Source organism: Floricoccus penangensis (assembly GCF_001832885.1).
Classification (GTDB): Bacteria; Bacillota; Bacilli; order Lactobacillales; family Streptococcaceae; genus Floricoccus; species Floricoccus penangensis.
The window spans coordinates 21,427-47,007 of sequence record NZ_MKIQ01000002.1; the positions used below are offsets into that span (position 1 = coordinate 21,427).

The 25,581-nt window shown below is 32.7% G+C and carries 25 protein-coding genes and 2 pseudogenes; 4 read left to right on the forward strand and 23 right to left on the reverse strand.

Translation table 11 applies throughout. From position 1 onward, the window contains the following. Positions 1-128 precede the first annotated feature (128 nt). From ahpF to BG262_RS00720, 5 genes are all read right to left on the reverse strand, one after another. The gene (gene ahpF / locus BG262_RS00700) at positions 129-1,658 is read right to left on the reverse strand and encodes an alkyl hydroperoxide reductase subunit F (RefSeq protein ID WP_070786973.1); all 1,530 of its coding nucleotides are present in this window, start codon (positions 1,656-1,658) and stop codon (positions 129-131) included. Between the two features lie 20 nt (positions 1,659-1,678). Further along, positions 1,679-2,239, reverse strand: a complete 561-nt coding sequence (ahpC, locus tag BG262_RS00705) for an alkyl hydroperoxide reductase subunit C (protein WP_070786974.1) — start codon at positions 2,237-2,239, stop codon at positions 1,679-1,681. A gap of 222 nt (positions 2,240-2,461) precedes the next feature. Beyond that, entirely contained in the window at positions 2,462-3,523 is a 1,062-nt protein-coding gene (gene rlmN, locus BG262_RS00710) for a dual-specificity RNA methyltransferase RlmN (RefSeq protein ID WP_070786975.1), read from the reverse strand. A 72-nt stretch (positions 3,524-3,595) separates the two neighbouring features. Then, positions 3,596-4,327, reverse strand: a complete 732-nt coding sequence (locus BG262_RS00715; RefSeq protein WP_070786976.1) for a YutD family protein — start codon at positions 4,325-4,327, stop codon at positions 3,596-3,598. Continuing rightward, entirely contained in the window at positions 4,320-5,663 is a 1,344-nt protein-coding gene (locus tag BG262_RS00720) for a bifunctional metallophosphatase/5'-nucleotidase (RefSeq protein ID WP_070786977.1), read from the reverse strand. The genes BG262_RS00715 and BG262_RS00720 overlap by 8 nt, the downstream gene beginning before the upstream one ends. A 207-nt stretch (positions 5,664-5,870) precedes the next feature. Between BG262_RS00720 and BG262_RS00725 the strand changes: the two genes are divergently transcribed. The 4 genes from BG262_RS00725 to BG262_RS00740 all read left to right on the forward strand — a co-directional run bounded on the left by BG262_RS00725 (position 5,871) and on the right by BG262_RS00740 (position 8,977). Continuing rightward, positions 5,871-6,188 carry a hypothetical protein gene (locus BG262_RS00725; protein WP_070786978.1) on the forward strand — a complete coding sequence of 106 codons (318 nt, stop codon included), beginning with the start codon at positions 5,871-5,873 and terminating at the stop codon, positions 6,186-6,188. A 300-nt stretch (positions 6,189-6,488) separates the two neighbouring features. Further along, positions 6,489-6,854, forward strand: coding sequence for a BlaI/MecI/CopY family transcriptional regulator (locus BG262_RS00730; protein WP_070786979.1), 366 nt, complete (start codon positions 6,489-6,491; stop codon positions 6,852-6,854). Between the two features lie 36 nt (positions 6,855-6,890). Then, a complete protein-coding gene (locus BG262_RS00735; RefSeq protein WP_233278806.1) occupies positions 6,891-8,216 on the forward strand; it encodes a M56 family metallopeptidase in 1,326 nt (441 codons plus the stop codon). Between the two features lie 395 nt (positions 8,217-8,611). Beyond that, a complete protein-coding gene (locus tag BG262_RS00740; protein WP_070786981.1) occupies positions 8,612-8,977 on the forward strand; it encodes a BlaI/MecI/CopY family transcriptional regulator in 366 nt (121 codons plus the stop codon). Positions 8,978-9,066: 89 nt separating this feature from the next. Here the strand turns inward: BG262_RS00740 and BG262_RS00745 are convergent, their stop codons facing one another. The 18 genes and pseudogenes from BG262_RS00745 to BG262_RS00835 form a co-directional block, all read right to left on the reverse strand. Beyond that, the gene (locus BG262_RS00745) at positions 9,067-9,618 is read right to left on the reverse strand and encodes a GNAT family N-acetyltransferase (protein WP_070786982.1); all 552 of its coding nucleotides are present in this window, start codon (positions 9,616-9,618) and stop codon (positions 9,067-9,069) included. 36 nt (positions 9,619-9,654) lie between these two features. Further along, on the reverse strand, positions 9,655-10,470 hold the full coding sequence (locus BG262_RS00750; RefSeq protein ID WP_070786983.1) for a class I SAM-dependent methyltransferase: 816 nt from the start codon (positions 10,468-10,470) through the stop codon (positions 9,655-9,657). Positions 10,471-10,637: 167 nt separating this feature from the next. After that, positions 10,638-11,639: a SepM family pheromone-processing serine protease gene (locus tag BG262_RS00755; protein WP_083312848.1), complete on the reverse strand. Its 1,002-nt coding sequence runs from the start codon at positions 11,637-11,639 to the stop codon at positions 10,638-10,640. 79 nt (positions 11,640-11,718) lie between these two features. After that, positions 11,719-12,207: a pantetheine-phosphate adenylyltransferase gene (coaD, locus tag BG262_RS00760; RefSeq protein ID WP_070786984.1), complete on the reverse strand. Its 489-nt coding sequence runs from the start codon at positions 12,205-12,207 to the stop codon at positions 11,719-11,721. Continuing rightward, positions 12,200-12,808, reverse strand: a pseudogene (gene rsmD / locus BG262_RS00765) (16S rRNA (guanine(966)-N(2))-methyltransferase RsmD); the annotation flags it as partial. The pseudogene rsmD and the gene coaD, both read right to left, overlap by 8 nt. 96 nt (positions 12,809-12,904) lie before the next feature. Next, complete coding sequence (locus BG262_RS00770; RefSeq protein ID WP_070786986.1) at positions 12,905-13,420, reverse strand: P-loop NTPase family protein; 516 nt, start codon at positions 13,418-13,420, stop codon at positions 12,905-12,907. After that, positions 13,417-13,944: a P-loop NTPase family protein gene (locus BG262_RS00775; protein WP_070786987.1), complete on the reverse strand. Its 528-nt coding sequence runs from the start codon at positions 13,942-13,944 to the stop codon at positions 13,417-13,419. Before BG262_RS00775 ends, BG262_RS00770 begins: the two co-directional genes overlap by 4 nt. Positions 13,945-14,032: 88 nt before the next feature. Beyond that, a complete protein-coding gene (locus BG262_RS00780) occupies positions 14,033-16,912 on the reverse strand; it encodes a DEAD/DEAH box helicase (RefSeq protein ID WP_070786988.1) in 2,880 nt (959 codons plus the stop codon). 143 nt (positions 16,913-17,055) lie between these two features. Beyond that, the gene (locus BG262_RS00785) at positions 17,056-17,892 is read right to left on the reverse strand and encodes a hypothetical protein (protein WP_070786989.1); all 837 of its coding nucleotides are present in this window, start codon (positions 17,890-17,892) and stop codon (positions 17,056-17,058) included. 204 nt (positions 17,893-18,096) lie between these two features. Beyond that, entirely contained in the window at positions 18,097-18,312 is a 216-nt protein-coding gene (locus BG262_RS00790) for a hypothetical protein (RefSeq protein ID WP_070786990.1), read from the reverse strand. A gap of 30 nt (positions 18,313-18,342) precedes the next feature. Further along, positions 18,343-18,531 (reverse strand): hypothetical protein, encoded by a 189-nt coding sequence (locus BG262_RS00795; RefSeq protein ID WP_070786991.1) that lies wholly within the window; start codon positions 18,529-18,531, stop codon positions 18,343-18,345. 710 nt (positions 18,532-19,241) lie between these two features. Next, complete coding sequence (locus tag BG262_RS00805; RefSeq protein WP_070786993.1) at positions 19,242-21,896, reverse strand: valine--tRNA ligase; 2,655 nt, start codon at positions 21,894-21,896, stop codon at positions 19,242-19,244. A 12-nt stretch (positions 21,897-21,908) separates the two neighbouring features. Continuing rightward, positions 21,909-22,475 (reverse strand): GIY-YIG nuclease family protein, encoded by a 567-nt coding sequence (locus BG262_RS00810; protein ID WP_070786994.1) that lies wholly within the window; start codon positions 22,473-22,475, stop codon positions 21,909-21,911. 282 nt (positions 22,476-22,757) lie between these two features. Next, positions 22,758-23,279 (reverse strand): ClbS/DfsB family four-helix bundle protein, encoded by a 522-nt coding sequence (locus BG262_RS00815; protein WP_070786995.1) that lies wholly within the window; start codon positions 23,277-23,279, stop codon positions 22,758-22,760. 19 nt (positions 23,280-23,298) lie between these two features. After that, positions 23,299-23,634 (reverse strand): annotated as a pseudogene (locus tag BG262_RS00820) (MepB family protein); the annotation flags it as partial. 103 nt (positions 23,635-23,737) lie between these two features. Next, positions 23,738-23,992, reverse strand: coding sequence for a DUF1912 family protein (locus tag BG262_RS00825; RefSeq protein ID WP_070786996.1), 255 nt, complete (start codon positions 23,990-23,992; stop codon positions 23,738-23,740). Between the two features lie 15 nt (positions 23,993-24,007). Next, the gene (locus BG262_RS00830) at positions 24,008-24,529 is read right to left on the reverse strand and encodes a GNAT family N-acetyltransferase (protein ID WP_070786997.1); all 522 of its coding nucleotides are present in this window, start codon (positions 24,527-24,529) and stop codon (positions 24,008-24,010) included. Between the two features lie 56 nt (positions 24,530-24,585). Beyond that, positions 24,586-25,470, reverse strand: a complete 885-nt coding sequence (locus BG262_RS00835) for a DMT family transporter (RefSeq protein ID WP_070786998.1) — start codon at positions 25,468-25,470, stop codon at positions 24,586-24,588. Between the last annotated feature and the right edge of the window lie 111 nt (positions 25,471-25,581).

A 25,581-nucleotide genomic window follows, 5' to 3' on the forward strand; every position in this document is an offset into this window, starting at 1 on the left:
ACTTCTTTTATCGAGTTTCGTCTATCAAAATATTTAAATACTACTCTGTTAATAGTTCATAATTCCTTGCAGCAAATGAACTATCTGATTTCTTGTATAGTATATTTAACGATAGTCTCAAAACTTCTTTACTGTCTAATTTGGTAATCGAATGCTCCAAGGGCTGCTGTTGCACCACTTCCCATTGAGATAATAATTTGTTTATAGGCCGAATCTGTACAGTCTCCTGCAGCAAAGATTCCCGGAACATTTGTTTGTCCATGCTTATCAACAATTACTTCTCCACGTTCGTTTAATTCTACTGCCGTATTCTTCAACCATGCTGTATTAGGGAGGAGTCCGATTTGAACAAATATTCCTTCTAAAGCAATTTCATGTTCTTCATTTGTATCACGATCAACATAAACGATTGATTCAACAGCATCATTTCCTTTGATCACTTTTGTTGCTGCATTCAGTGTAACCGAAATATTATCTGTATTAGCAATTCTGTCTTGTAAGACTTGGTCTGCACGCATTTCTGGAGCGAACTCAAGTATATAAACATGCTTAGCTATACCTGATAAATCAATTGCAGCTTCGGCACCAGAGTTTCCTCCGCCAATAACAGCTACATTTTTACCTGCATAGAACGGTCCATCACAGTGTGGACAATAAGTAACCCCTTTGTTACGGAATTCTTCTTCACCTGGGACGTTCATATTACGCCAGTGAGCACCTGTTGAAATAATTAATGATTTAGTTTCTAGTGTGGCTCCACTCTCAAGTTCAACCTTTATTAAATCATCTTCTTTTTTGACATCAGTTACTTTTTGGCCTTTCATGATATCAACTTCATATTCATTAACATGTGCTTCAACAGATGACATCAATTGAGGTCCTTCAGTGTAGATAGTACCAATCATATTTTCAATACCAACTGTTTCGACTACTTGTCCACCAAATTTTTCAGCAACAATACCTGTTTTAATTCCTTTACGGGCAGAATAAATTGCTGCGCTAGCACCAGCAGGACCACCACCGATTACCAAAGTGTCAAAGGTTTCTTTATTAGCAAATTCTTCAGTATCAAAGCCTGCAACCTTATCAACTAGTTCTTCAATAGACATACGTCCGCCAGCAAATTCTTCACCATTTAGAAAAACAGTAGGAACCGCCATAATTCCATTGGCATCAACTTCATCTTGGAACATTCCACCCTCAACCATAGTATGACTGATGTTTGGATTTGTTACTGACATAATATTTAAGGCTTGAACAACATCTGGACAGTTGTGACAAGTTAAGCTTACATAAGTAACAAATTTAAGATTTTCTTTGATAGTTTTAATGCGTTTGATTATTGAATCATCAACCTTTGGTGCACGACCACTCACTTGAAGGAGAGCAAGAATAAATGAAGTAAATTCATGACCTAGTGGAAGTCCAGCAAATGTTACTCCACTTACTTCATCTGGCTTATTGATTTCAAATGAAGGTGTACGTTCCAAAGATGCTTCTTCAAGTGAAAGACGTTCTGACATTTCAACAATTTCTGTTAAAAATTCTCTTACTTTTGCTGAATTTTCACTAGAATCTAAACTTGCTTTGAAGACAATATCTGATTCTAAAAGTTGCAAATATTGAGCTAACTGTTTTTTAATTTCTGTATCTAACATGTCAGATTACCTCAACCAATCTATATTTTTCCAACTAAATCAATACTTGGAGCTAGAGTTTCTTCTCCTTCTTTCCACTTAGCAGGACATACTTCACCTGGATGTTGGCGAACGTATTTAGCAGCTTTAACTTTATCGATTAGTCCACTTGCATCACGACCAATACCACCCGCATTGATTTCTACTGTTTGAATGATTCCGTCAGGATCAATGATAAATGTACCACGTTGTGCAAGACCATCTTCTCCAAGTACTTCAAAACCAGCTGAAATAGCATGTGATGGGTCACCAATCATAATATATTCGATTTTACCAATTTTATCAGAGTCATCATGCCAAGCTTTGTGAACGAAATGAGTATCTGTTGATACTGAATAAACCTCTACTCCTAGACCTTTTAATTCTTCATATTGATTTTGTAAATCTTCTAATTCAGTTGGACAAACAAATGAAAAGTCTGCTGGGTAGAAACATACTACACTCCATTTACCTTTTAGATCTTCACTTGTCACTGTGATGAATTCCCCATTGTGATAAGCATCTGCTGAAAATTCTACGATTTCTTTTCCGATTAATGACATTATAATTCCTCCATTTATATTAGTAATATTGTTAATTTAGTTACAACTTAACTATAAAGAATGATAACGTTTTCGTCAAAGATAATGCCTATAAAATTATTCACAATTTTTATCAATTCACGGCGATTTAACATGTATTTTTGTGATTTTTGATATTTAATTTTTTGAAAATCATAAATTTAGGGATGGAAAAAAGACTTGCCTTAACAAGTCTTTTTACACTTATGCTTCTTTTTTCTTCAATTGTTTACTACGTAATTGACCACATGCTGCATCAATATCTGTACCATGTTCTTGGCGAACTACACAGTTAATACCATTTTTCTTTAAGATATCATAAAAACGCATAACGTCTTCTTTTGAAGAACGACTATATTGGTCATGTTCACTAACCGGATTATAAGGAATAAGGTTAACATAAACAAGTTTCTTCTTGTCCTTAAGAAGAGCCGCAAGTTCTTGTGCATGTTCAGGACGATCATTTACCCCACTTAACATGATATACTCAAATGTCACGCGGCGATTTGTTTCTTCAATGTAGTAATCAATAGCTTCAAATAATTTTTCAATTGGAAAACTACGATTAATACGCATAATGCTAGTACGAACATCATTATTTGGTGCATGAAGGCTTACAGCAAGGTTAACTTGTAAGCCATTGTGGGCGAATTCGCGGATTTTTGGTGCTAGACCACTTGTTGAAACAGTGATATGGCGAGCTCCAATAGCAAGTCCGTTATCGTCATTTATTGTATATAAGAAATTCATCACATTGTCATAGTTATCAAATGGTTCGCCAATACCCATTACGACAACATGACTCACGCGCTCATCATTACCACGTTCGTCAAAATATTTTTGCACTAGCATAATTTGCGCTACAATCTCACCAGAAGTCAAATCACGTTGCTTCTTAAGAAGACCACTTGCACAGAAAGTGCATCCAATATTACAGCCTACCTGAGTAGTTACACATACAGATAAACCATATTTTTGACGCATCAAAACTGTCTCAATCAAAAGACCGTCAGGAAGCTCAAAAAGATATTTTACAGTTCCATCAGCAGATTCTTGCACAATTCTTTGCTTAAGTGGGTTAATAACAAAATTTTCATCTAATTTTTCAATTAAATCTTTAGATAAATTACTCATTTGAGAAAACTCATCTACACGTTTACGGTAAAGCCATTCCCAAATTTGTTTAGCACGGAATTTCTTTTGTCCATTTTCCAATACCCAGTCAGTAAGCTCGGCAAGCGTTAATCCATATATCGAAGGTTTCATTCTAAATTATTTTTTCCTTTGTCTTTAGTCAATTTTATCAGTTTATCACTTTTATTTGATATTGACAACAGGTTAGTTTGAGTCCTTGTCCTCTTTTTGAACAATAGTAAAGCTATGTCTTTCTTTTTTAACCTTACTTATCTGTACATTTTTTTCTGATACCTTACGATTATGATGCGGTTTTTTTTCTTCAATCTTATAAACTTTTTCTTCAGTGTAAGCTACCTTTTTATTAGGATTCTTCCTTCTATTGGGTCTTTTCTTATGTGTGGAAGAATTACTTGTATGTTCATCTTTTCTATTATCTTGTGAACTTGAAACATTCGACTGTTGCTTTTTATTATCCTGATGATGTGGTTTACTATTTGGTTTTCGGTTTCTTCGACTATTATTACTGTTTCGCTCACCCCTAGCAGGTCTGAAATCTTTGTCTTTTACTTCCTTACTTTCTTGTCCGCGAAGTCTCTTGATAATAAAGAAAGCACACCCATAGTTACAGTACTCATCCATATAATCTTGAACTGATGATATCTTTTCTTCATCTGACATTTGTTTTCGAGATGTTGAATAGAAACCTTTAAGACGAAGCTGCTCATGTCCCCAGTCACCAATGATATAATCATACTTAGTAAGAACTTCTGAAAATCTTTGTTCTAACTTTTCAGCATCGAAACCATCACGGTAATTATATACAAGGTTAAAAACTTTTGCGCCAATTAATACTTGTTCCTTATTTACAATGACATGTTCGCCAGGAAAACGATTATAATTCATCATTTCTTCTGATATTTCTTTCTTAGCCATGGTTTCCTTTCAAATAATTATATACTATCTCTCTTAAAAATTTTGGAAAAAGAATCTCTGCCTCACCACTATTCTTTAGGCTAGGGAAGTACTTAGCAAAGTAATATTGGTCAGGTACTACAAACTCATATTCTTTTTCATCTTCTATCTCTTGACCTTGGTACAAAAATTCTTCTTTATAATTATATACTTGATACGACATTCCATAAAGGATTAAATCACCAAAATATTTACCCCTAAAACCCATTCCATGAATTTGTTGGGTTTTTAAAAGACTAGCTACATTAGTAACTTCTGGTAAAATCTCTTTTAATTCTTTTCCACTAACCTTATATCTAACAAGTCTCATTGAATGAGGCAGAATCTCAAGTAATTCTTGTGGGCTAATTTCTTGTGGAAAATCATATACAATAAGTCCACTATTTAAAATAGCAGCAGGAACATCTGCATAATCACAAAATATTCTTGCCAATAGATTTGATGCTTCAAAATTAGGAGCAGTATTTGTTAAAGCATGTCCAAAAGATATATGGTCTTTTTCTGCGAGGAGTTTTTCTCCTCGGATCTTCCAGGAATTAATAGTAGTCAAATCTGGCTTTTCTGCTGGAAGAGAATTAGTTGGAACAGCATGTATATCTGATGAAATCAGTCTTTTTTGTTCATCAAATTCCAGAGTAATTTCTCCAATATATTCACCATAACATCCGGCAGCAGCTAATAAAGTTCCATTTTTTTCAACCCCGACTTCAAAGACATGATGGGTATGGGCACCTAAAATTAAATCAATATCATATTCATTAGCAATTTTTTCATCATATCTTACTCCAAGGTGACTAAGAAGAATTGTAAAATCACAGTCCAGTGTAGGTAGAACCCTGTCTAAACTTTCTAGAGGATCCTTAATGTCCCAGCCAAAGGGAATATAGGCTAGAGGGTACGGATATGTCAAGCCAAGAACTCCAATCTTTAACCCGGTCTCAGTTTCAACAATCATTTTTTCAATCGCCCATTCTGGTTCCTGTCCATTATCCTTGATATTAGATAAAATTATTGGAAAATTAGCCTCATCATACAGGTGATCCAAGGAATCGTGCTCAAGACTTAGTCCTTCATTATTTCCAATTGTTGCACCTGTAAGATTCAAGCGATTAAGTAATTTAATATTCGCTTGACCAAGAGTCGCTTCTGTCCAAGGATGACTTCTATCAACATTGTCACCGATATCAAAAGCCAAGGTAGTTCCCTCTGCATGACTTTTGAAGAAGCGCTCAATCTTGGGAAATTTTTCAAAATGAGAATGAAGATCATTTATATGTAAGATTTTAATTTGCTCCATGATTACCCTCCCTACATTTCTTCATCTATATGTATATGTTCCTCTAATTATATATTTATTTCAAATAAATTTAAAGGGAAGTTGTATTGAATCTATTGATAATTAAAAAAACAAAAATATATCTTTCACTTTCTTTTGACAACGTTTACAAAATATAGCATAATGTATGTAGCTAGACTATTATATTATAAAATAAAGGAGAGAATTATGGATTTGAAAGATTTAGAAAAATTGGGGAAAAATTTCCTTCCTGAAGATTTAGCCAAACAAATTGAAACATTGACTGATGGATTACCTCAAGGAGTTAAGGAAGCAATCAATAATGTAGTTAAAACATTATCTCCAACTCAATTAGCTAAACTTGCTTCGACTGTTCTTAAAAACTTCTCACCTGATGATTTGACAGGTAAAAAAGTCAGCAAGGGTGAAGTTGCTAGATTCTTATCAGATGCAATCAAAGATGCTTCTCCAGAAGATGCTGATAAAATTATTGATGCGATTAAAGAATCTGAATTAAGTGAATAAATATCAAGAGAAGGGCATTTAGTCCTTCTTTTTATTTTTATAGAGTTTTTTGAAATATTAAATTTATTTTTCAATTTAAAAAAATACTACACTTTTTTGCTCAAACAATATATAATAGTAAAGTTGCCAAGGGACAGATAGCTGTTCTTTTTTACTTGAATAACAAGAAACAATTTGAAACAAATCTTTAAATCATATTTAATTGTACTTTAAGTTAAAAGTGGTAAACTTAACAAAAGAATTCTTTGCTACTAAAAGATTCTCTACAAAAAATAAACGCAAGAAAAGGACTTCAAAACTATGCAAAAAATTAACCCCAAAGAACTAGAAATTCTGGATATCTTATGGAATAAGGCCGTTCCAATGACATCAAAAGATATTCTTGAAGCAGATTCAAATCTTGTTATGAGCACAATCCAAAGTACTCTAAAGAAACTCTTGAAAAAAGAACTAGTTGTTGTTGATGGCATCACATACAGCGGTACCGTTCTTACTCGTACTTATGTACCAACTCTTTCTCAAGAAGAATTTGTACTTAACCAATATGAAGGTCTAAAAGTTAAAAACTTAGTATCTCTTCTATTAGGTGGTACCGATAAACAAGAAGTCAAAAAAGAAATTTCTGAAATTGAAAAACTTATCAAAGATAAGAAGAAAGAACTTTAATATATGATTATTAGTTTATCTACTATATTTACCAAGATGGTAATAAATTCACTTTTACTAGTAGTAGTAGCAGTAAGCTTAAAAAATCTTAACAGAAATAGGATATTTAATACTAATATCCTATTTTTCATAATATCTCTTTCTATTCTAAGTACTATCTTTCCCTTGGAGTTTGATTATACGATAACCATTCCCTCCAAAACAGTTATGCCTCGAATACAAGATATATTTATTGCTGACATATTTCAGATAAAGGAATTTGAGGTTAAAGGTTATATGATAATCTTTGCAATTTGGATAGTCGGTAGCTTAGTGAAACTTACAATTTTAATTAAACAAAGTTTGAGGTTGCACTCTTTTGTGAAACTTTTTTCTAAAAAAAGCATGAAAACTAACATAAATGGACGTACTATAAATATTTTATATCTTCCAGTTGTCGATTCTCCTAGTGTTATTGGTTTAATAAACCCTACAATTATTATCCCTGATATCAATCTTAGTAAAGAAGAGTTTAACTTCATACTAAGTCATGAAGTATTACATATTTCAAATTTCGATTTAATAATAAAGTACTTTTACGAATTTATAATGATAGTTTATTGGTGGAATCCTCTTGGGTATATCTTTAAAGATAAGATGGACCAAATATTAGAAATAAGAGTTGATGAAGGTGTTCTTGAAAAAAACAATACCAATGAAGACAAAATCAAATACGTGGAAACATTACTAAATGTTAGTAAACAGTTACAAACTAATGATGAAGCTGCTCTTACTTCATATTTTGCCGTATCAGGAAATAAAGACTTATTGCTAGACAGATCAAAAAATATCTTAAATTACAATAAAAGAAAATCTAATAATAAGTTTATCAAATTCATATTCGCTCCACTACTTTTGCTAGGATTTTTAATTTTATCTTCAATTGTTTTTGAACCATATTCACTCCCTCCAGAAGAAGAGGGAACGGAAATACTATCATTTGATCCTAAAACTTCCTATATAATCAAAGATGGAGAATCCTATTTATTCTATATTAACGGCTCACTTGCTCTTAATAAAGATAAAAAAGAAACAAAACAATTACTTAAAAGTGAACAATTTAAAGATATGAAAATATATAATAAAGGCGAAAAGAAATTATCTTCCAAACAAGATGATGGTAAAAGTGTAAATAAACAAACTGACTCTGTTGTAAATAATAAGACTTCTTCTTCTACTGAGTTCTTTGTTAAAAATGATGATAAATATGATTATTATAAAAAAGGACAATTCTGTAATTCTTATAATGAAAAAGACTTTGAGGTTATTAAGCGTAGTGCAACTTTTAAACATGTTAAAGTATATGATAAATTACCCGATTAAGCTTATTAGTTATAAAGAATTATAGACCTAACTTATTAAATTATGTAAACGCTATGTTCTCTCATTCTTGCTGCATTTCCCATTACAAGTTTTTTATTCGGATAGATCTACTAGCAATTACAATTTAATATTTATTCACACTATGTATAAATATTAAATTTATTTTTCAATTAAAAAAAATACTAAACTTTTTTGATAAAACAATATATAATAGTAAAGTTGCTAAGGGACAGATTACTGTTCTTTTTTACTTGAATAACAAAAAAACAACTAAAAATGGACATCCAGGCATAATTAATTGTACTTTAAGCTAAAAGTGGTAAACTTAACAAAAGAATTCTTTTATTATTAAAGGATTCTCTATAAAAAATAAAGAAAGAAAAGGACTTCAAACTATGCAAAAAATTAATCCTAAAGAACTAGAAATTCTGGATATCTTATGGAATAAGGCCATTCCAATGACATCAAAAGATATTCTTGAAGCAGATTCAAATCTTGTTATGAGTACAATTCAAAGTACTCTGAAAAAACTCTTGAAAAAAGAACTAGTAGTTGTTGATGGTATCACATACAGCGGTACTGTTCTTACTCGTACTTATGTACCAACACTTTCTCAAGAAGAATTTGTACTTAATCAATACGAAGGACTTGATGCAGCAAATCTTGTTTCTTTACTGATTTCTAACGCTGACGAAAGCGAACGCAAAGCTAAGATTTCAGAAGTTGATAAACTTATAAAAGAAGCAAAAAAATCACTATAGTCATATCCCGGACTATTTAATCTTGGTATCCCCCTTATCACTACCTAGATTAAAAATTTAAAAAATCAGCAGTCAATGACTGCTGATTTTTAGTTATTCTCATTAACTAATCCAAACCAAATAGAATCATGATAATCTCCATTATGAACTAGCACTTCTTTAAAGTGAGCTTCTTTTGAAAATCCTAGTCTTTGAGCGACTGCTTGACTCTTAAAGTTTTGACTATCTACTTCAATATAAATTTTATGTAAGTCAAGAACAGAAAAACCATAATTTATTATCGATTTGCAAGCATTGGTTACTATACCATAGCCTTCCCACTTGCCTGAAATCCAATAACCAATTTCTGCTCTTCTATGTTTATGGCTGATGTCATGTAAGTCAATTGTTCCTACAACCCTGTTATCAACAAGAATACATAGTGTAAATAGCTTCTTTTCAATCATTTTTTTCTGCACATATTCAATAAAGTTTTCTTCATCTTCAAGTGTTTTTGTCTTTTCTGGAATCGGCAACCACTCTTGAATACGATCATGTTCGTCCTGAATTATTTGAAACAAATCCTGTGAATAAACTTTTTCAGGTAAGACTAATTTACAAATATGGTTACCTTTTATCTCAAATGAATCAAATACAAACATAAATTCTCCTTAAAATAATTTGAAAGCTTAATTAATTTATCTTATAGCGAAAGATGTAAACATCATGTCATCTTCCAAAGTGACTTCCCCATAGGCTTCATACTCTGCTTCTCCATGGAAAATAATCTCTATATTTTCAAATCCATGTTTTCGATACAAATTTTGGATTTCTTCATACGAATAAAAACTTTTCCATACTAGTTCTGATCCTTGTAAAGCTTCAAGTTGGAGTCTTACGGTTTCATTTCTTGGTGGTTGAAATACACTTTTGTTCATGAAGTCAATTACGAAGTGACTTATATTAATATTCTTATCGAAAAAATCCAGTGTATGATCTATAGATTCCTTACTAATATAAAATGATGCACCAATCCACAATACACATGTTTTTTTCTTAATATCGAAACCTTCTTCAATAAGATTTGCTAAAAGTTCATCATTGACGTCTTTTTCCAAATCACATTGAAGAATTTTAGTTTTAGTTTTTATTCCTGCGTATTCATATATATTTAGGATATCATCCTTACAAATATCAAGGCCATATGATTCCTTATCTTGCAGGCAATCTAGTGCATCTGCTTTTGTATCAAGACCTACCGACACAATTAGCAGTTGTTCGAATTCTGTAGCATGTTTTTTTAGCCACTTAATTACACATTTATCCTTTGCGATAACTGACCTGAACACCCACTCATTATTACTATCACTATTACCTATAAACTTTTGCAGATCTTTAAATTCATCGAAATCCTCAAATTTTTCAACTAGTTTTGTAGAATAAGGATCATCTCCATATCTACTACGACTCATTGGCATAGCGAGCATACTAACATCAATTGGCTTCTTTTTCATAGTCTTTCTCCTCTTATATATGTATAACTTTAAAGATTCTACATCTAATATTATATCACAGATTGATTTTAATAAAACACAAAATTGATATGTGATTAACAAACTTATAAAAAAATAAGATAAGGGTATTCATACATAACCCTTATCTTATTTTTTAGACATATATCTTATCTATTTTCTTTCAAATACTTAAGAGCATCTTCTACATTTTTAACTGGAATAATTTTCATATCAGTTTTCAACTTTTTAGCGGCATCGAGAGCTTCTTGATAATTTGATTTAATTTTTGGATCTGCTTTTTTCATATCCGAAGTGATTTCATCATCTGGCGCAAAGAAGATTTTAGCACCACTTTTACTTGCAGTAGCAATCTTTTTATCAATACCACCGATACGGCCGACACTTCCATCATTTTCAATAGTCCCAGTACCAGCAATTTGACGATTATTTCGTAAGTTTTCTCCTGTAATTTGTTCGTAAGTTTCTAGAGTAAACATGAGACCAGCACTAGGTCCACCAATTGCGCCAGCATCTATTGTTACTTCAGGCGTACTCTTGACTTCAGTTCTATCAACTAAAGAAATCCCTATCCCATTCTTACCATTTTTTAATTTAATAATCTTTCCTGTTGCTTCTTTCTCTTGACCACTATCAAGGAAAGTTATTTTAACTTCATCTCCAACTTTTTGTCCACCAACATAGTCAATCAGCTCTTTAGAAGATTTAAAATCTTTTCCATTAACTTTTGTTAAGGTATCCGCAACATGTAACTCATTTTTAAAAGTTGAATCATCGGTAACCTCCAGTACATATACACCCTTATACTGTAAATCAAATGGTTTATTTGCCAACTTGAAAGCTTGATAAATTGCCATATTCTGAGCATTTTCCATATAAAACATGCTCATTCGGTTGTAGTCTTCATTACTAGACGTCCCCATAAGTTCTTTAGCAGTATAAATATCTGCAAAAGGACTTAGCTTAGATCTAATCATACCTGCAAGATTTGCCTTACCAATCTGAACTGTAGTTAGGTAAAAACCACCTTCTTCTTTATCGTTATTTTTTCCATCCACCTTAACCATAGGTGCCACATTTTCAGTTGTACCTGGTACTTCAATATAGTAATCAGATAGTGGGAAAAGTAAAATAACTAGAGCTACCATCATCCCAATTACAATTTTTGTGCTTGTTGAGATACTAAATCTCTTTTTCTTTTCCTCAGGAATCTGTATTGGATTTTTATTATCAGTCACTAATTTTCTCCATCTCTCTTAAAATTTCAGCCGGTAAGTACGGACTAACATCTCCACCAAGTTTAAAAATTTCCTTAACACGAGTACTATTTATATATTCTAGCTCCGGTTTCGCTACCAAAATAATAGTTTCAACACCTGTCATTTGGCGATTAAAAAAGACCATTTCACTCTCATAAGCTAAATCCTGTGCATTCCTAACAGATCTAACAAGTGAAGTTACACCTAGTTTTTTAGCAATATTTACTGTTAAATCTTTCTCATGAACAATAACCTTAACATTTTTAAAAGAAGCAACTTCTTTTGAAATCATCGCCTTTCTTTCATCAGTTGTGAAGAGAGGATTCTTACTGTCATTTTTGAAAATTCCAACATAAAGAATATCAAAAAGTTTACTAGCTCTTTCAATAATATCTAAATGTCCGTTAGTCAATGGATCAAAGGTCCCTGTAAAAAGACCAATCTTTTCTTTGCTAGTCATTTACTTGCTCCATATCTTCATTATTTTCTTCTTCAACTTGATCTAAAACTTTCTCGTAAATAGAAATTTTGCTTATTCCATAAACTTTCTGTTTTATTAATTCAAAGCTACCAATTTCATTAGATAAATCAACGCTTTTGTCAGTTTCACATACAATGATAGCATCATCGCTGAGCATATCTTTATCTTGTAAAAATTGAATATTATTTTCTATCTCTTCTTTAGCATAGGGTGGGTCAAGAAGAACTAAGTCAAATTTTTGACCTTGAGCAGCTAGACTATTCATTGCTTTTTCTGCTGGCATCTTAAGAAGAGTAAATTTACTATCTTCCTTAGTCATCTTGATATTCTCCATGACTATTTTCTGCGCACGAAAATCTTTTTCGACCAAGACAGCCTCGTCCATCCCTCGGCTAACTGCTTCAATGGAAAGTCCTCCGCTACCTGCAAAAAGATCTAAAGCCCTACCACCATTGAAGTAAGGTCCAATCATATTAAAAATGGCACCCTTGACTTTATCGGTCGTTGGACGCGTTGTTTTACCGTCAAGCGCCTTAAGTGGACGCCCTCCATAATCACCTGCAACTACTCTCACAGTTTTACCACCTTGTACAAATTTATTTACTTATTTTAGCACAAATTCCTAATGTTTTCTTAAATAGAAACAAAAAATGCCACGTAACTTTGTGAAACGTGACTACTGACTAATCATATTAAGAAAATTTTCCTTATCTCTTTGATTTTTTATGATAATAGGATTTTTGATTTCATAATCAATCATTCTTTGAGCAACTTTTTCATCGTAAGTCCAAGCAATTTTCAAGAAGTCGAGGTATTCCTTATCAAATTTCTCTGAAAAGTTTGAAGCCATATCCGGACGATTTTCTTTTGAAAAACGACGTTTTACGCTACGCTTAAGGATTCTATAGATTCTTTTATATCTAGGAATTTGAATTACTACAACAACTACATCATCATAAGATAGTCTTTTTTCAATAGTTGAATTGAAATAGTTACCATCAATAACCCAAGACTCATTCTCATCCATGAATTTTTCTTGCTCTTTGATAAACCAATCTATAGCCTTATCACTATAATCGGTTGTATGCCATAGTTTATCCAAGTGGAGAATTGGAATTTGAGCTAACTTCTCAATCTCACGCGCAAGAGTTGATTTCCCAGAACCAGGTGAGCCAATTAAAATTATTTTCATGATTTTTTCCTACTGTTTCTAAGCAAACTATCTATAAATTTTCCCTTGTCCTTCTTATTTCTGATGATTATGGGATTAACAATTCCTAATTCTTTTTCCTTACTTTCAAAATTCTTGTCATAATTCCAAGCAAACTTCAAGAAATCAAAATACTCTCTATCAAATTTTTCCGAAAAATTAGAAGCCATGTCTGCTTGGCTCCTTTTAGACAAACGACGCTTTATAGAACGTTTAATAATTCTATAGACACGCTTATACTTAGAAATATTTAATAAAACCACAGTATCAGCGTACTTAAGCCTTGTATCCATCGAACCAAAATAATTTCCATCAACAATCCATGAATCATGACCCGTCATAAATTTTTCTTGCTCTGAAACGAACCACTTTTCAGCCTCTTGACTATAATCCGTTGTATGCCAAATCTTATCCAAATGTAATATGGGTATATCAGAAATTTGTTCAATTTCACTTGCGAAAGTTGACTTACCAGAGCCTGGCGAGCCAATCAGTAGTATCTTCATAATCATCACCTCCTTTTATTGGAAGTTAATTATACCTTAAATTATATACAAAATATATAAAAAACTGCTCATTAGGCAGTTTTTTATCTTAACCAAGTAAATACCCATACAAATCATCATCTACCTTATCGATAAACTCAAAGTATGTCTCAACAACATCTTCTTGACTTCCATCATGTTTATCTATCTTACACTCACGGATAGTTTCAAGAAGTGGTCTTGCTCGTCCAACGAAATATGAGTCACTTTCCTTTTCGGCATCCGACTTTTTGATAAAGACGTAGACTTCCATCCCGTTATTCTCATAGTCTAAAAGTGCCTTGATTTCAGGACTATTAAGATTTCTTTTACGCTTGCTATACCAAGAAACTTTAGATTTTCCGATAAACTTATTAACATATTTAATCTGAGTACTTGTTGATTCCTCAGTCTTTGTCATGGTCAAGAAAATCATCATTTTCTTCTTATCAGGTCTTATTTTATAGCCGGCAATTGCCAAGTCAACTTCTTGGTGGTCAAAGTTAAGAAATCTAGTAACATCACGTTTTTCATATTTTTGACCTTGTGTCATAGCTTGTCTATTGTCAAAGTTGTGGTTTTTGACTTTTGCAGTAGCAAGATAATCTATCAGATTTTCAACAAAATCTGGATTTTCCAAGGCAGAAATTAAGGCATCAGATTTTGATATAAGCTGTGACTTTTCATCATACTTAATAAAAGGAACTGAGTAAACTTTTTTATAAATAGATGTCCAGAAGGTCATATTTAAAACTTTAACTAATGTTCTAAAAGTTTCTTCATCCATTAGAATATCTAAATTGTGACAGAGGTCAAAGAAATTATCTTTTGATATGTTCTCTTTTTCCATTAAATATTCAAGTAAAAGTAATTCTCCTTTTGATTTTCCCTTTAGAAGTTCACGACCAAAAAATCTTAGCATAACGAATTCATCTTCATCTAATTTACCATCATATTCTAGTTCAATCTTCCTTAACAGAGATGGATAAGTATCAAATTTTGTGGCAAGAATGAATGGGTCGATTTCCGCAAATTTTTCAAAATCAAGTAGCATAGGAATTTTCCCCAAACGATTTTTCAAACGGTTATAAGAATCACGGAGAAACTTGACTGAATCAAGTTTTACCGAATTTATAGACTCGTAAATTTTTTCCTTGGCGATAGCTTCAAAGTTGATAGATGAAAGACCAGATAGATAATTCGTCGCAAAAAGGTCCCGACGGAGCGAATCCTTACTTGCTGTGTTGTCACCAGTTAAAGCCTGGGGAATTAAATAGTTATTTTTGTAGTTACCGATGAAGTCAATAATGACAGTGTAATCTTTGGAATGATGTTTTCTAAGTCCTCGTCCGAGCTGCTGGATAAAGACAATATTGGACTCAGTATTTCTCAGCATAACAATCTGATTGACACTTGGAATATCAATACCTTCATTGAAAATATCGCGGGTAAAAATGTAGTCAAGCTGCCCTGCTTCAAGAAGTTCAATCTGTCGCTCGCGTTCAAGGATAGAATCACTCCCAGACAGACAGCGTGTTTTATAACCACGATCATTGAAAATCTCACTCATAGCGCGTGATTCATCAACGCTTGAACAGAAAACTAGACCTCGAACCTTATCTCCTGATACACCATAGTAGCTAATTTTGTCCAAAAGATAATCTACTCTTTCCTCACTTATTAAACGACTGAGACTAGCTGTATCATCTATAAAGTCTCCATCTTTTTCAAAGTCAGTTACTCCGTAGTAATGAAAGGGTACAAGTAAATCTTCGTCCATTGCATCTTGAAGTCTAATTTCATAAGCTATGTTGTAGTCGAAAAGTTGAAAAATATTAAAATCATCTGTTCTTTCAGGAGTTGCTGTCATTCCTAGCAGAAATTTAGTCTGGAAATAATTCAAGATATCGAGATATGATTTTGCCCCTGCCTTATGGACCTCATCAATCAAAATATAATCAAAGTGATCCTTTGCAAAACTTGATAAATTTTCTTCCTTTGAGAGTGATTGTACTGTCGCAAAAATATATTTAGATGAAAGGTCTTTTTGCGTACCTGTGTAAAATCCATAGTCACTAACAAAGCCGCCAAGTACATTTTTAAATGACTCCATTGCATCAAGTAAAATCTGTTCCCTATGAACGATGAAAAGGACCTTATCAGGCTTTGCTTGTGCAACGTCTAATGCTGATAAGTATGTTTTCCCTGTCCCGGTTGCTGAAATTAAAAGAGCCTTTTCTTTTCCATCCCGTCTCAAAAGCTCAAGATTATCAAGAGCCTTTTCCTGCATGGAATTTGGAATAATCTCTAATTTTTCAAGTTCACGGGGAATCTGGTTTGATACTGAATTGAATTTCGGCCATACATAATTTTTTTCGTATTCTTTTAACCAGGAATCTGTAAGTTCATTCGATGAATTAAAAAGATTTTCGAATTCATTTTCCAGCTCCTTAGCTGTATTTCCGCTAACTTTTGAGGTAAATCTGAAATTCCATTCGAAGTTAGTTTTAAGAGCTGTATCCGTCAAATTAGAAGAACCAATAATATAAGAGTTATAATCTTTTTTCTTGAAGAAATATCCCTTAACATGGAATCCTTCTAAATTTGAAACACGCACTTCAAGGTTAGGAATTTTTAAAAGTTCACGAAATACTAATGGATTATTAAATCCTAAATAGGTAGAGGTAACAAGCCTACCTGAAATACCTTTATCAGCTAAATCTGACAAAGTAGTTTTTAAGAGGGCCAAGCCAGCCTTTGTAACAAAGGCTGTAGATATATCAAAAGTCTGACAGTCTTCCAAATCTCGAAGGACTGCAGCGAGAACTGTCTCTTTGCTTTCTCTATCGTTTTTGAGTAATTTTGGCGCGTGGATTCTATCTGCCTGACCACTGCTACCATCTATATAGGCCTTACTCAATGCCTGCATCATCATGTCTTGTTCATTCATGAATCTATCTTATCAAGAAGGCATGGAAAAAGCTAGAAATTTCGACCCCTCAAGGTTAAATCTCTAAGCTTTTTATTTTTATTAATCAGTTAAAGAGATAATAGACCTGGTTAATATAAAACCAATATCAAAAACTTTATAAATCACTCATCATACAAAATTACATCATTTCTACTTAAAATAACGTCATCATGACTGGATGGTATAAAGTTTAAAGAGAGACTTGTATACTTATAATCTGATATATTAAAGTCTAATGATGTTGCTATGCCATTCTTTTCCATTTGTTCAATAGTTGTACACTTTAAAGCTTTATCTAGACTAGCTATATAATCTTTATATTTTTTATCGTTAGTATCTGCATCATAATATTGCGCCATACCGATCGTTACCTTAACATTTTGAACACTGAATTTTTTACTTGAGCCATCTTTATAAAAAATTTCTGCATTATTTATTGATAATTTCACCTTATCATAATTCTCATTTTCAGGATACTTAATTACCCATATCTTATCTTGTAAGTTTTTTGTAAAATCTTGATAAGCGATATCTTCTAATTTACCTTCAGCATTTGAGAACCTTTTTTTGACATTTTCATGTCTTTCTAGAGCTTTGGATTCATTTTTATACCAGTGATCACTGAAATCACCTTCCATATCTGGCATATTATAATTTGAAAAATATCCATCTTCATAATTAAATTTAAGTCTTAAAGGCCAAGAGAGATTATTTAGATTTACAATTTTTCTATTATAGTTTAATAATTTAATTTGTGTTACCTGTAGATTATCTTTAGAGGAATAAGGAAGTACTAAACCTTTTTTTATTTTTAGTTTAGGGACATATTCAGGTATTTCTTGAACATCAATATGTCTGTAGTTTCCATCCATTGAATAATCCACTGTTCTTAAATAAATTAAAATTGGTAAAAGAACAATAACTGTAAGAATAAAATATAGCTTTTGTTTTTTTATCATAATACTCCCAAATATAAAAATAAAACTGCATATACCAATAATAAAACAAATCCCGTGACCATCCTTGATTTATCATTTGTATTATTTCCTGATATTACTAAAACAACCCCAAATATAACTAAAAATAATAATAACAAAATCATATTTTACCCTCGTAATATTAAAAAGGATAGTGAAAAATTTATATCCCACTATCCTTAAATTTTACTCTTCGATTTCTTCATCACTCCAAAGCTTTTCACTTATATTAAAAGCAATTGTTGTTGATGCAACTGATAAGACTAGACCACTTATACCTAATCCGATCTTGCCTTGACTAATTAAAATTAAACTTACTACAACGATAGATAAACATATTATAATTGAAATCAACAACTGCAACTGACCAGCATTTAAAACAGGAATTTTATTTTCTCCCATCTCATTACCTCTCTTTTAATATTTTATTGTTCAGAATTGTTTTAAACTTCTTAAATCCATATTAAACTTCATTATTTTCCATAATAAAGATCCAGCAATAGCAAATGTTGGCAAACCAAGCAAATAATTTTCTTTTCCTAAAAATACTACACTTATTGCTGACATGATAAAACACACTACCATCATAAAAAGCAAATAAATTTTTAAAGCCTTACCCATATTTCATTTATCCTTCCTTGACAGATTATGATTATATAAAATATTCATCACTCATCTTTACATTATGTACTCCACCGTCTTCTTTAAATACATTTTAGCAAGAATATAATCAAGTAATCTGACATTTATTATATGAAAACTTACAATTTTGTCAGAATCCTTTGATTGTATACTAATCTAAGAGATATACATATCATCCATTTTAAGTGCATTAACTACTGAAACTACTACCAACAGTACACATATAGCTCCTAAAAATCTATGACTACTCCAAAAACAGAGTATGCTTGCTACTAGCATTAAAATAAAAGATATAAAACTAAATAAAAAATTTATTTTTCGAATCTTCTTTATTGATAACATTCCAGTTTGATTTTCCACAATAGTACATCCCCCAAAAATACATATTAAATCTATTCATTAATAAATAAGTATAATAAATTATTTAGTATTATTTATTATCTTATCTTAAAAGACCAAAAAACAATCCCAGACATAATATGATTGAATTCTAAATGATTATATCTTTACATTTTTTATTCCCTTTATTTTTCACACTATATCCAAAAACTTTGTTTACTTTATTTGAAGTATAACACAATAAAATAAATAAAGACAGATTAAAATCATAAGTGGTTATTTTTAAATCATAAAAGGCATAAAATGACATAGAAAAACTATCCTCATTCTCACAAGGATAGTTTTTTTAATTATAAGTTTTCTAATTGTTCGATACGTTCTTTTGTCGCATTGAATTTTTCTTGATAGTCAGCTTGCTTTTCTTTTTCTTTTTCAACTACTTCTGGTTTAGCATTAGCTACAAATTTTTCGTTAGCTAATTTTTTACCAACCATATCTAGTTCTTTTTGCCATTTAGCTAGTTCTTTGTTAAGACGAGTTATTTCATCTTCAACATTGATAAGATCCGCAAGTGGTAGATAGATTTCTGCATCTGTTATGACAGCACTCATCGCTTGTGCAGGTGCATCCACATCTGAACTGATTTCTAAAACTTCTGGATTTGTAAATCTTCTTAGGTAATTTTCATTAGCTTTGAAGAATTCTTCAATTTCAGGAGTTTTTGTTTTGATTAAAATAGTAATTGCCTTGCTTGGTGCTACATTAACTTCAGCACGTGAATTACGTACACTTCTGATAACTTCCTTAAGTACTTCGACACCTTGTGCAGCTTGAGCATCATCAAATTCAGGACGAACTTGTGGATATTTTGCTGTTACAAGCGTTTCCTCAGTATGTGGGATATTTTCAAAAATTTCTTCAGTTACGAATGGCATAATTGGGTGTAATAAACGTAAAATCTGGTCTAAAACATGAGTTAGAACTGAACGAGTAACCTCTTTTTCAGTCTCATCTTCACCATAAAGAACTTCTTTTGTAAGTTCGATATACCAGTCAGCAAATTCATCCCAGATGAAGTTATAAAGAGCACGACCTGCTTCACCAAACTCAAATTTATCAAAGTTTTCTGTAACACGTTCAATTGTCTCATTTAAGCGAGTTAAAATCCAACGGTCAGTTACATTCCCAGCTTCCTTGTTAGCTACTTTTTCAAGATTAGCTTGAATATCTTCAAGTGTTAAGCCTTCATTATTCATGATGATATAACGGCTCACATTCCAAATCTTATTGATGAAGTTCCATGAAGCATCCATTTTTTCATAAGAGAAACGAACGTCTTGACCTGGAGCTGATCCGTTAGATAGGAACCAACGAAGGGCATCTGCACCATATTTTTCAATAACGTCCATTGGATCAATTCCATTACCGAGTGATTTAGACATTTTACGACCACTCTCGTCACGAATTAGTCCATGCATTAGGACATCCTTAAATGGTCTTTCATCCGTAAATTCTAGGGCTTGGAAAATCATACGACTTACCCAGAAGAAGATAATATCATATCCTGTAACAAGAGTGTTCGTTGGATAATAACGTTTAAAGTCTTTTGCTTCTGTATCAGGCCAACCCATAGTAGAAAATGGCCATAGTGCACTTGAGAACCAAGTATCTAGTACATCTTCATCTTGAGTCCAATTTTCAGCATCTGCTGGTGCGTCCATGCCAACATACATTTCTCCAGTTTCATTGTGGTACCATGCTGGAATTTGATGTCCCCACCATAACTGACGAGAAATTACCCAATCATGTACATTTTCCATCCATTGGATAAATGTATCATTAAATCTATCTGGGAAGAAGTTAACTCTATCTTCAGTTGCTTGATTTTCAATAGCCTTCTTAGATAGTTCTTCCATCTTAACAAACCATTGAGTAGAAAGTCTTGGTTCTACAGGAACACCAGTACGTTCTGAATGTCCTACACTGTGGACCATTGGCTCAACTTTAACTAAGTGTCCTTTTTCCTCAAGGGCTTTTACTACTGCCTTACGAGCAGCAAATCTATCCATACCAGCAAAATCACCTGCAAGCTCATTCATAGTACCGTCAGCATTCATAACATTTACTTGAGGTAAATCATGACGACGGCCAACCTCAAAGTCATTTGGATCATGAGCTGGTGTAATTTTTACAACCCCTGTTCCAAATTCAGGATCAGCATGCTCATCACCTACAATCGGAATAGCTTTATTCACTAAAGGTAGAATTACATTTTGGCCGATAAGGTCTTTATAGCGAGGATCTTCTGGGTTAACCGCTACTGCAGTATCACCAAACATTGTTTCAGGACGAGTAGTTGCTACCTCAAGAGAGCCTTGACCATTTTCAAGGTCATAGGTCATGTGGTAGAAAGCACCTTCGACATCCTTGTGGATTACTTCGATATCGCTTAGAGCAGTACGAGCAGCAGGATCCCAGTTGATAATATACTCGGCACGGTAGATTAATCCTTTACTATAAAGGTCAACGAATACCTTACGAACAGCCTCCGAAAGCCCTGCATCAAGAGTAAAGCGTTCACGAGAATAGTCGAGTGAAAGTCCTAGTTTACCCCATTGTTCTTTGATGGTAGAAGCATATTCATCCTTCCATTCCCAAACTTTTTCGATGAATTTTTCACGCCCAAGGTCATAACGAGTGATACCTTGTTCACGCAAACGTTCCTCAACCTTAGCTTGAGTAGCGATACCCGCATGGTCCATACCAGGTAACCATAAAGTATCAAAACCTTGCATACGTTTTTGACGAATAATCATATCTTGTAAAGTTGTATCCCAAGCATGTCCCAAGTGAAGTTTACCTGTAACATTTGGTGGTGGAATAACGATGCTATAAGGTTCAGCATTTACATCGCCTGATGGTTTGAAAACGTCAGCTTCTAACCATTTTTCATAACGCCCTGCTTCAACTTCAGCAGGATTGAATTTTGTCGAAAGTTCAGTCATATATTTCTCCTTTTAGTTTAGGTTTAGTCCATTAATTTTAGTATCAAAAAGTTCCTTAAAATACTTCTCTTCTGCTTGATTGTCATTGAGATTCCGGTAAAAAGTAAATCCCTCATCTCCTACAAAATCAAGCATATCAGATAAAATCTCTAAATCCCCATCAAATATTCCATATTTTTGTTCATCCTGTATAGCTTCTACAGTGTGTAGAATATGAAAAGTTAGATAATCTTCATCATCAGTTAGAAAATTTTCTCTATCCGTAGCAAATTTATCTTGAATACTTTTGGGAAGGGCATCTTTTTTAGCTTGATTTCCAAGTGGATTGCCAGATCCTGCTGAATACTTAATGTAAGTCTTAATGCGATTATACATACCTTCTTCATGAAAAGCAGAACCTATATATCTACTTCCATCTATAAATTCAAGCATATAAATGCCGTGTAGGTTTTTAAGCTTTTTTGATAATTCAGATTCATATCCACAAACTGCTAAATATAAATCTTCAGAGCTGTAACTGTAATTACTAGCATTTGAGCTATTAAGATAGTCTTCTGCGTATTGTTTGATTCTTGTCATTTTACCTTCTTATTACAATAAAATAATAAAGAAAAGCACCCCAACTATATATAAAATATAGTCAGGGTGCTTCACGCACGGTACCACCTGTATTGTGATTAATGTCCTTTGTATAAACGATTAATCACCACTCAATTTTATTATTTTAATTTAATCACAAGCAACCTTCATTTACCTTTGATAGAACTTTTCAGCAACCAGTTCCTCTCTCAAATCTCCCGTAAACTACTCCTCTTGATTGTTACTAGTCTAGCAGATTTAAAAGAATTTTTCAAATTAAATTTATTTCTTATCAATCATTGCTACTTTTTTCCATTTTCGAATTTTAGTACGAAAATTTGTAAACGGAGCTACAGAGTTTATATGTACCCATTTCCATATTGGCCACATGGCAGCCGTAGTAGCCCAATTGCGCTTCTCAGGTTCAAAAAGTTCTTCATCTGATAAACTTTCAAGCCAATCACATAATTCATCCACTTTTCCAGTTAATAAATCTATTCGTTCCTTAAGAGAGAGTTGAGCATAGTTTTCATAGAATGATTGATATAAGCCTCCAAGATTATTCCACTTGTAGTCAGCTGTTGGGGTAATAACCTTTATCCCTGATATTTCATCTTTTTCCCACGATAATAATAGATTTATCCATCCAAGCTGATAAGCTAAATTTTCAGCAGGTGTCTTATCTACTCCGTCAATTCGAATATCTTTCATATCTTCAGGGATAGCCTTAAATTCTTCTATATATTTTCCATAGCTAGCATGTATTGCGTCTATCAACTCCTGCTTACTATCATATGATTTCATACTTTTTAGTTCCTCTACTCTAATAGTTAGTAGTCAAATGCTCAAAATATTTAACTTGCCATTTTTGCGTTTTAAGAGCTGTTTTATTAAGTCCAACTTCCCAAGCTGGATAAACTCTAAATGCCATTTTCCCACGTTTAGCATCAGATATTATACCTTTGCTGACAAGAACATCTTTGGGAAACTTAAAAATACCTTCTTTGTTTTCATCTTTAATAATCACAAATAAGAATTCTGGGCTTTCTTCTTTATTGAATGAACGGTTATTATTATCTTCATCCTTTTTCCAAATTGCAAGAAAATATCCTTTTTTAGTTGGAGTTTTCTTAGCCAATCTACTTCTAAAACTTAAAGAATTACATGAAAGTGCTGCGTACTATTGGTTATATTTTTCAATAATCAAATCATCATCTGAAAAATCCTGATTGAAATATGAAGACAGTATAGATTTTGATATCTTAATACTCTCTTTGTCCAAATAATCCCTCAGGTAGGTCGTGAAATCCTTTTTGTGCTTTATAGTTATCGAATTTTCCTAGTAGATATTTATATGCATCTAGTCTACTTTCATAACGAATAACGGCGTCCACTGCACGCGCATCATCATCTTCGTCTGCTACTTTTTGAGCCTCACCCATGGCCATCTCATTAACCATAACCTGTGTGCTAAGCCATTCTTCAAAATCCTTTAAAAATTCTTGTTCGTAAGTCATATTTATCTTCCTTCTTTATTTTAATATTAGTTGATAGGCATATCGTAGTCCCTCAAACATCACGTTTCCTCGGTATTCAAAGCCTTGTTTTTCAAGTACTCCACGCATAACCTTGTTCTCGGGATGAGTATCTACACGAAAATCAGTAAATCCTTGCATTCTCATGGTACTCAATATATTTGACCAAAAGATATTTGCTAACCCAAGTCCCCTAAATTCAGCAGACAAAGCCATACGATGGATAGTGACGTAATTTTCTGCTCCATCACTTTCTTGCCACTTGCCGTCAGCTATCTTCTGGTAAGCTGGTTCGACACTTGTCATTATGACAGCATAACCTGCAATCTTCTCATTTACCACGAGTACACAAGCTTCCTTTTCAGAACTTCTGATATCATCTTCAATATCAGAAACTGCTGGATATTCATTTTGCCACTGGTCGATTTTTTGCTGAGCCAGATATCCTTTAGCTGATGCTATGATCTGCATGATCTCTGCTAAATCTTCTAATTTTGCTTGTCTAATGTAGACTGTCATAATCTAATTTCCACCTTGCAATAAGTATAACAAAGTCTCTTCCTTTTCTCAAAGAACTAAATATCCTTTTGGAGAAAAGCGATTGAGACGATTACTAGAATAAAGCCGATTATCTCAATGTAAGTCAGTCTATGACTAAAGACAAAAATTGATAAGATGTTTGAAAGGATGGGCTCCCAGGCAGTTAACACTCCCGCTAGTGCTGGGCTGATGTATTTTACGCTTGAGAGATATACCAGATAGGCGAAAAGTGTGCCGAGAATGATTACAACTGTTAAATGTCCAATTGTGGTAAAGTTGAAAACTCCTGTTGGTTTCCATAATGGATGAACAATATTTGCTGGTATCCCTGCTATTATCATTCCCCAGCCAACGACTAAGATAGTGCTATATTTTTTTAAAATCCTTTGTGGTTGAATGCTGTAAATTGCAAGGCTTACGGCTGTCATGATTCCCCAGAATAATGGTGGAAAAGACGTTATGAGATTTGATATATTTCCTTTTGTTACTATTAAAAGAACGCCAATACTTGTTGCAAATAAGAGAACAAATGTTTTAGCCGAAGGCATCTTTTTATTTTTAATGGCTTCATAAATAATTATGAAAAATGGACATGTATATTGAAGAATAGTAGCTAATGCTGAATTGCTAAGTTCAATGGTCTTAAAAAATGCAAATTGGAGCATGAACATTCCAGCAAAAGAGAAAATAATAATATCGATTAAATCCCTCTTGTTTTTGAAAATCTCAAATATCTTTTCCTTAAAAATAAATTTTGCACTAAGAAGTAACAAAATTCCTGATATTACAGTTCTCGCTGTGACTACCCAACTAGCAGTGAAGCCATAATCTTCAAATAGTATCTGACCTGAAATTCCTGATATAGCCCATAAACTACAAGCTAATAATGCTAAAAATATACCTTTATTCTTTGTTCCCATACGTATCTCCTTATAATTGTTATAACTATAATACAAAAATACTCTATTAACTAGACCTTTAGTGTTTATTTCTTGTACAAAAAAAAGACCGAATTGTTCGGTCTCAAAATT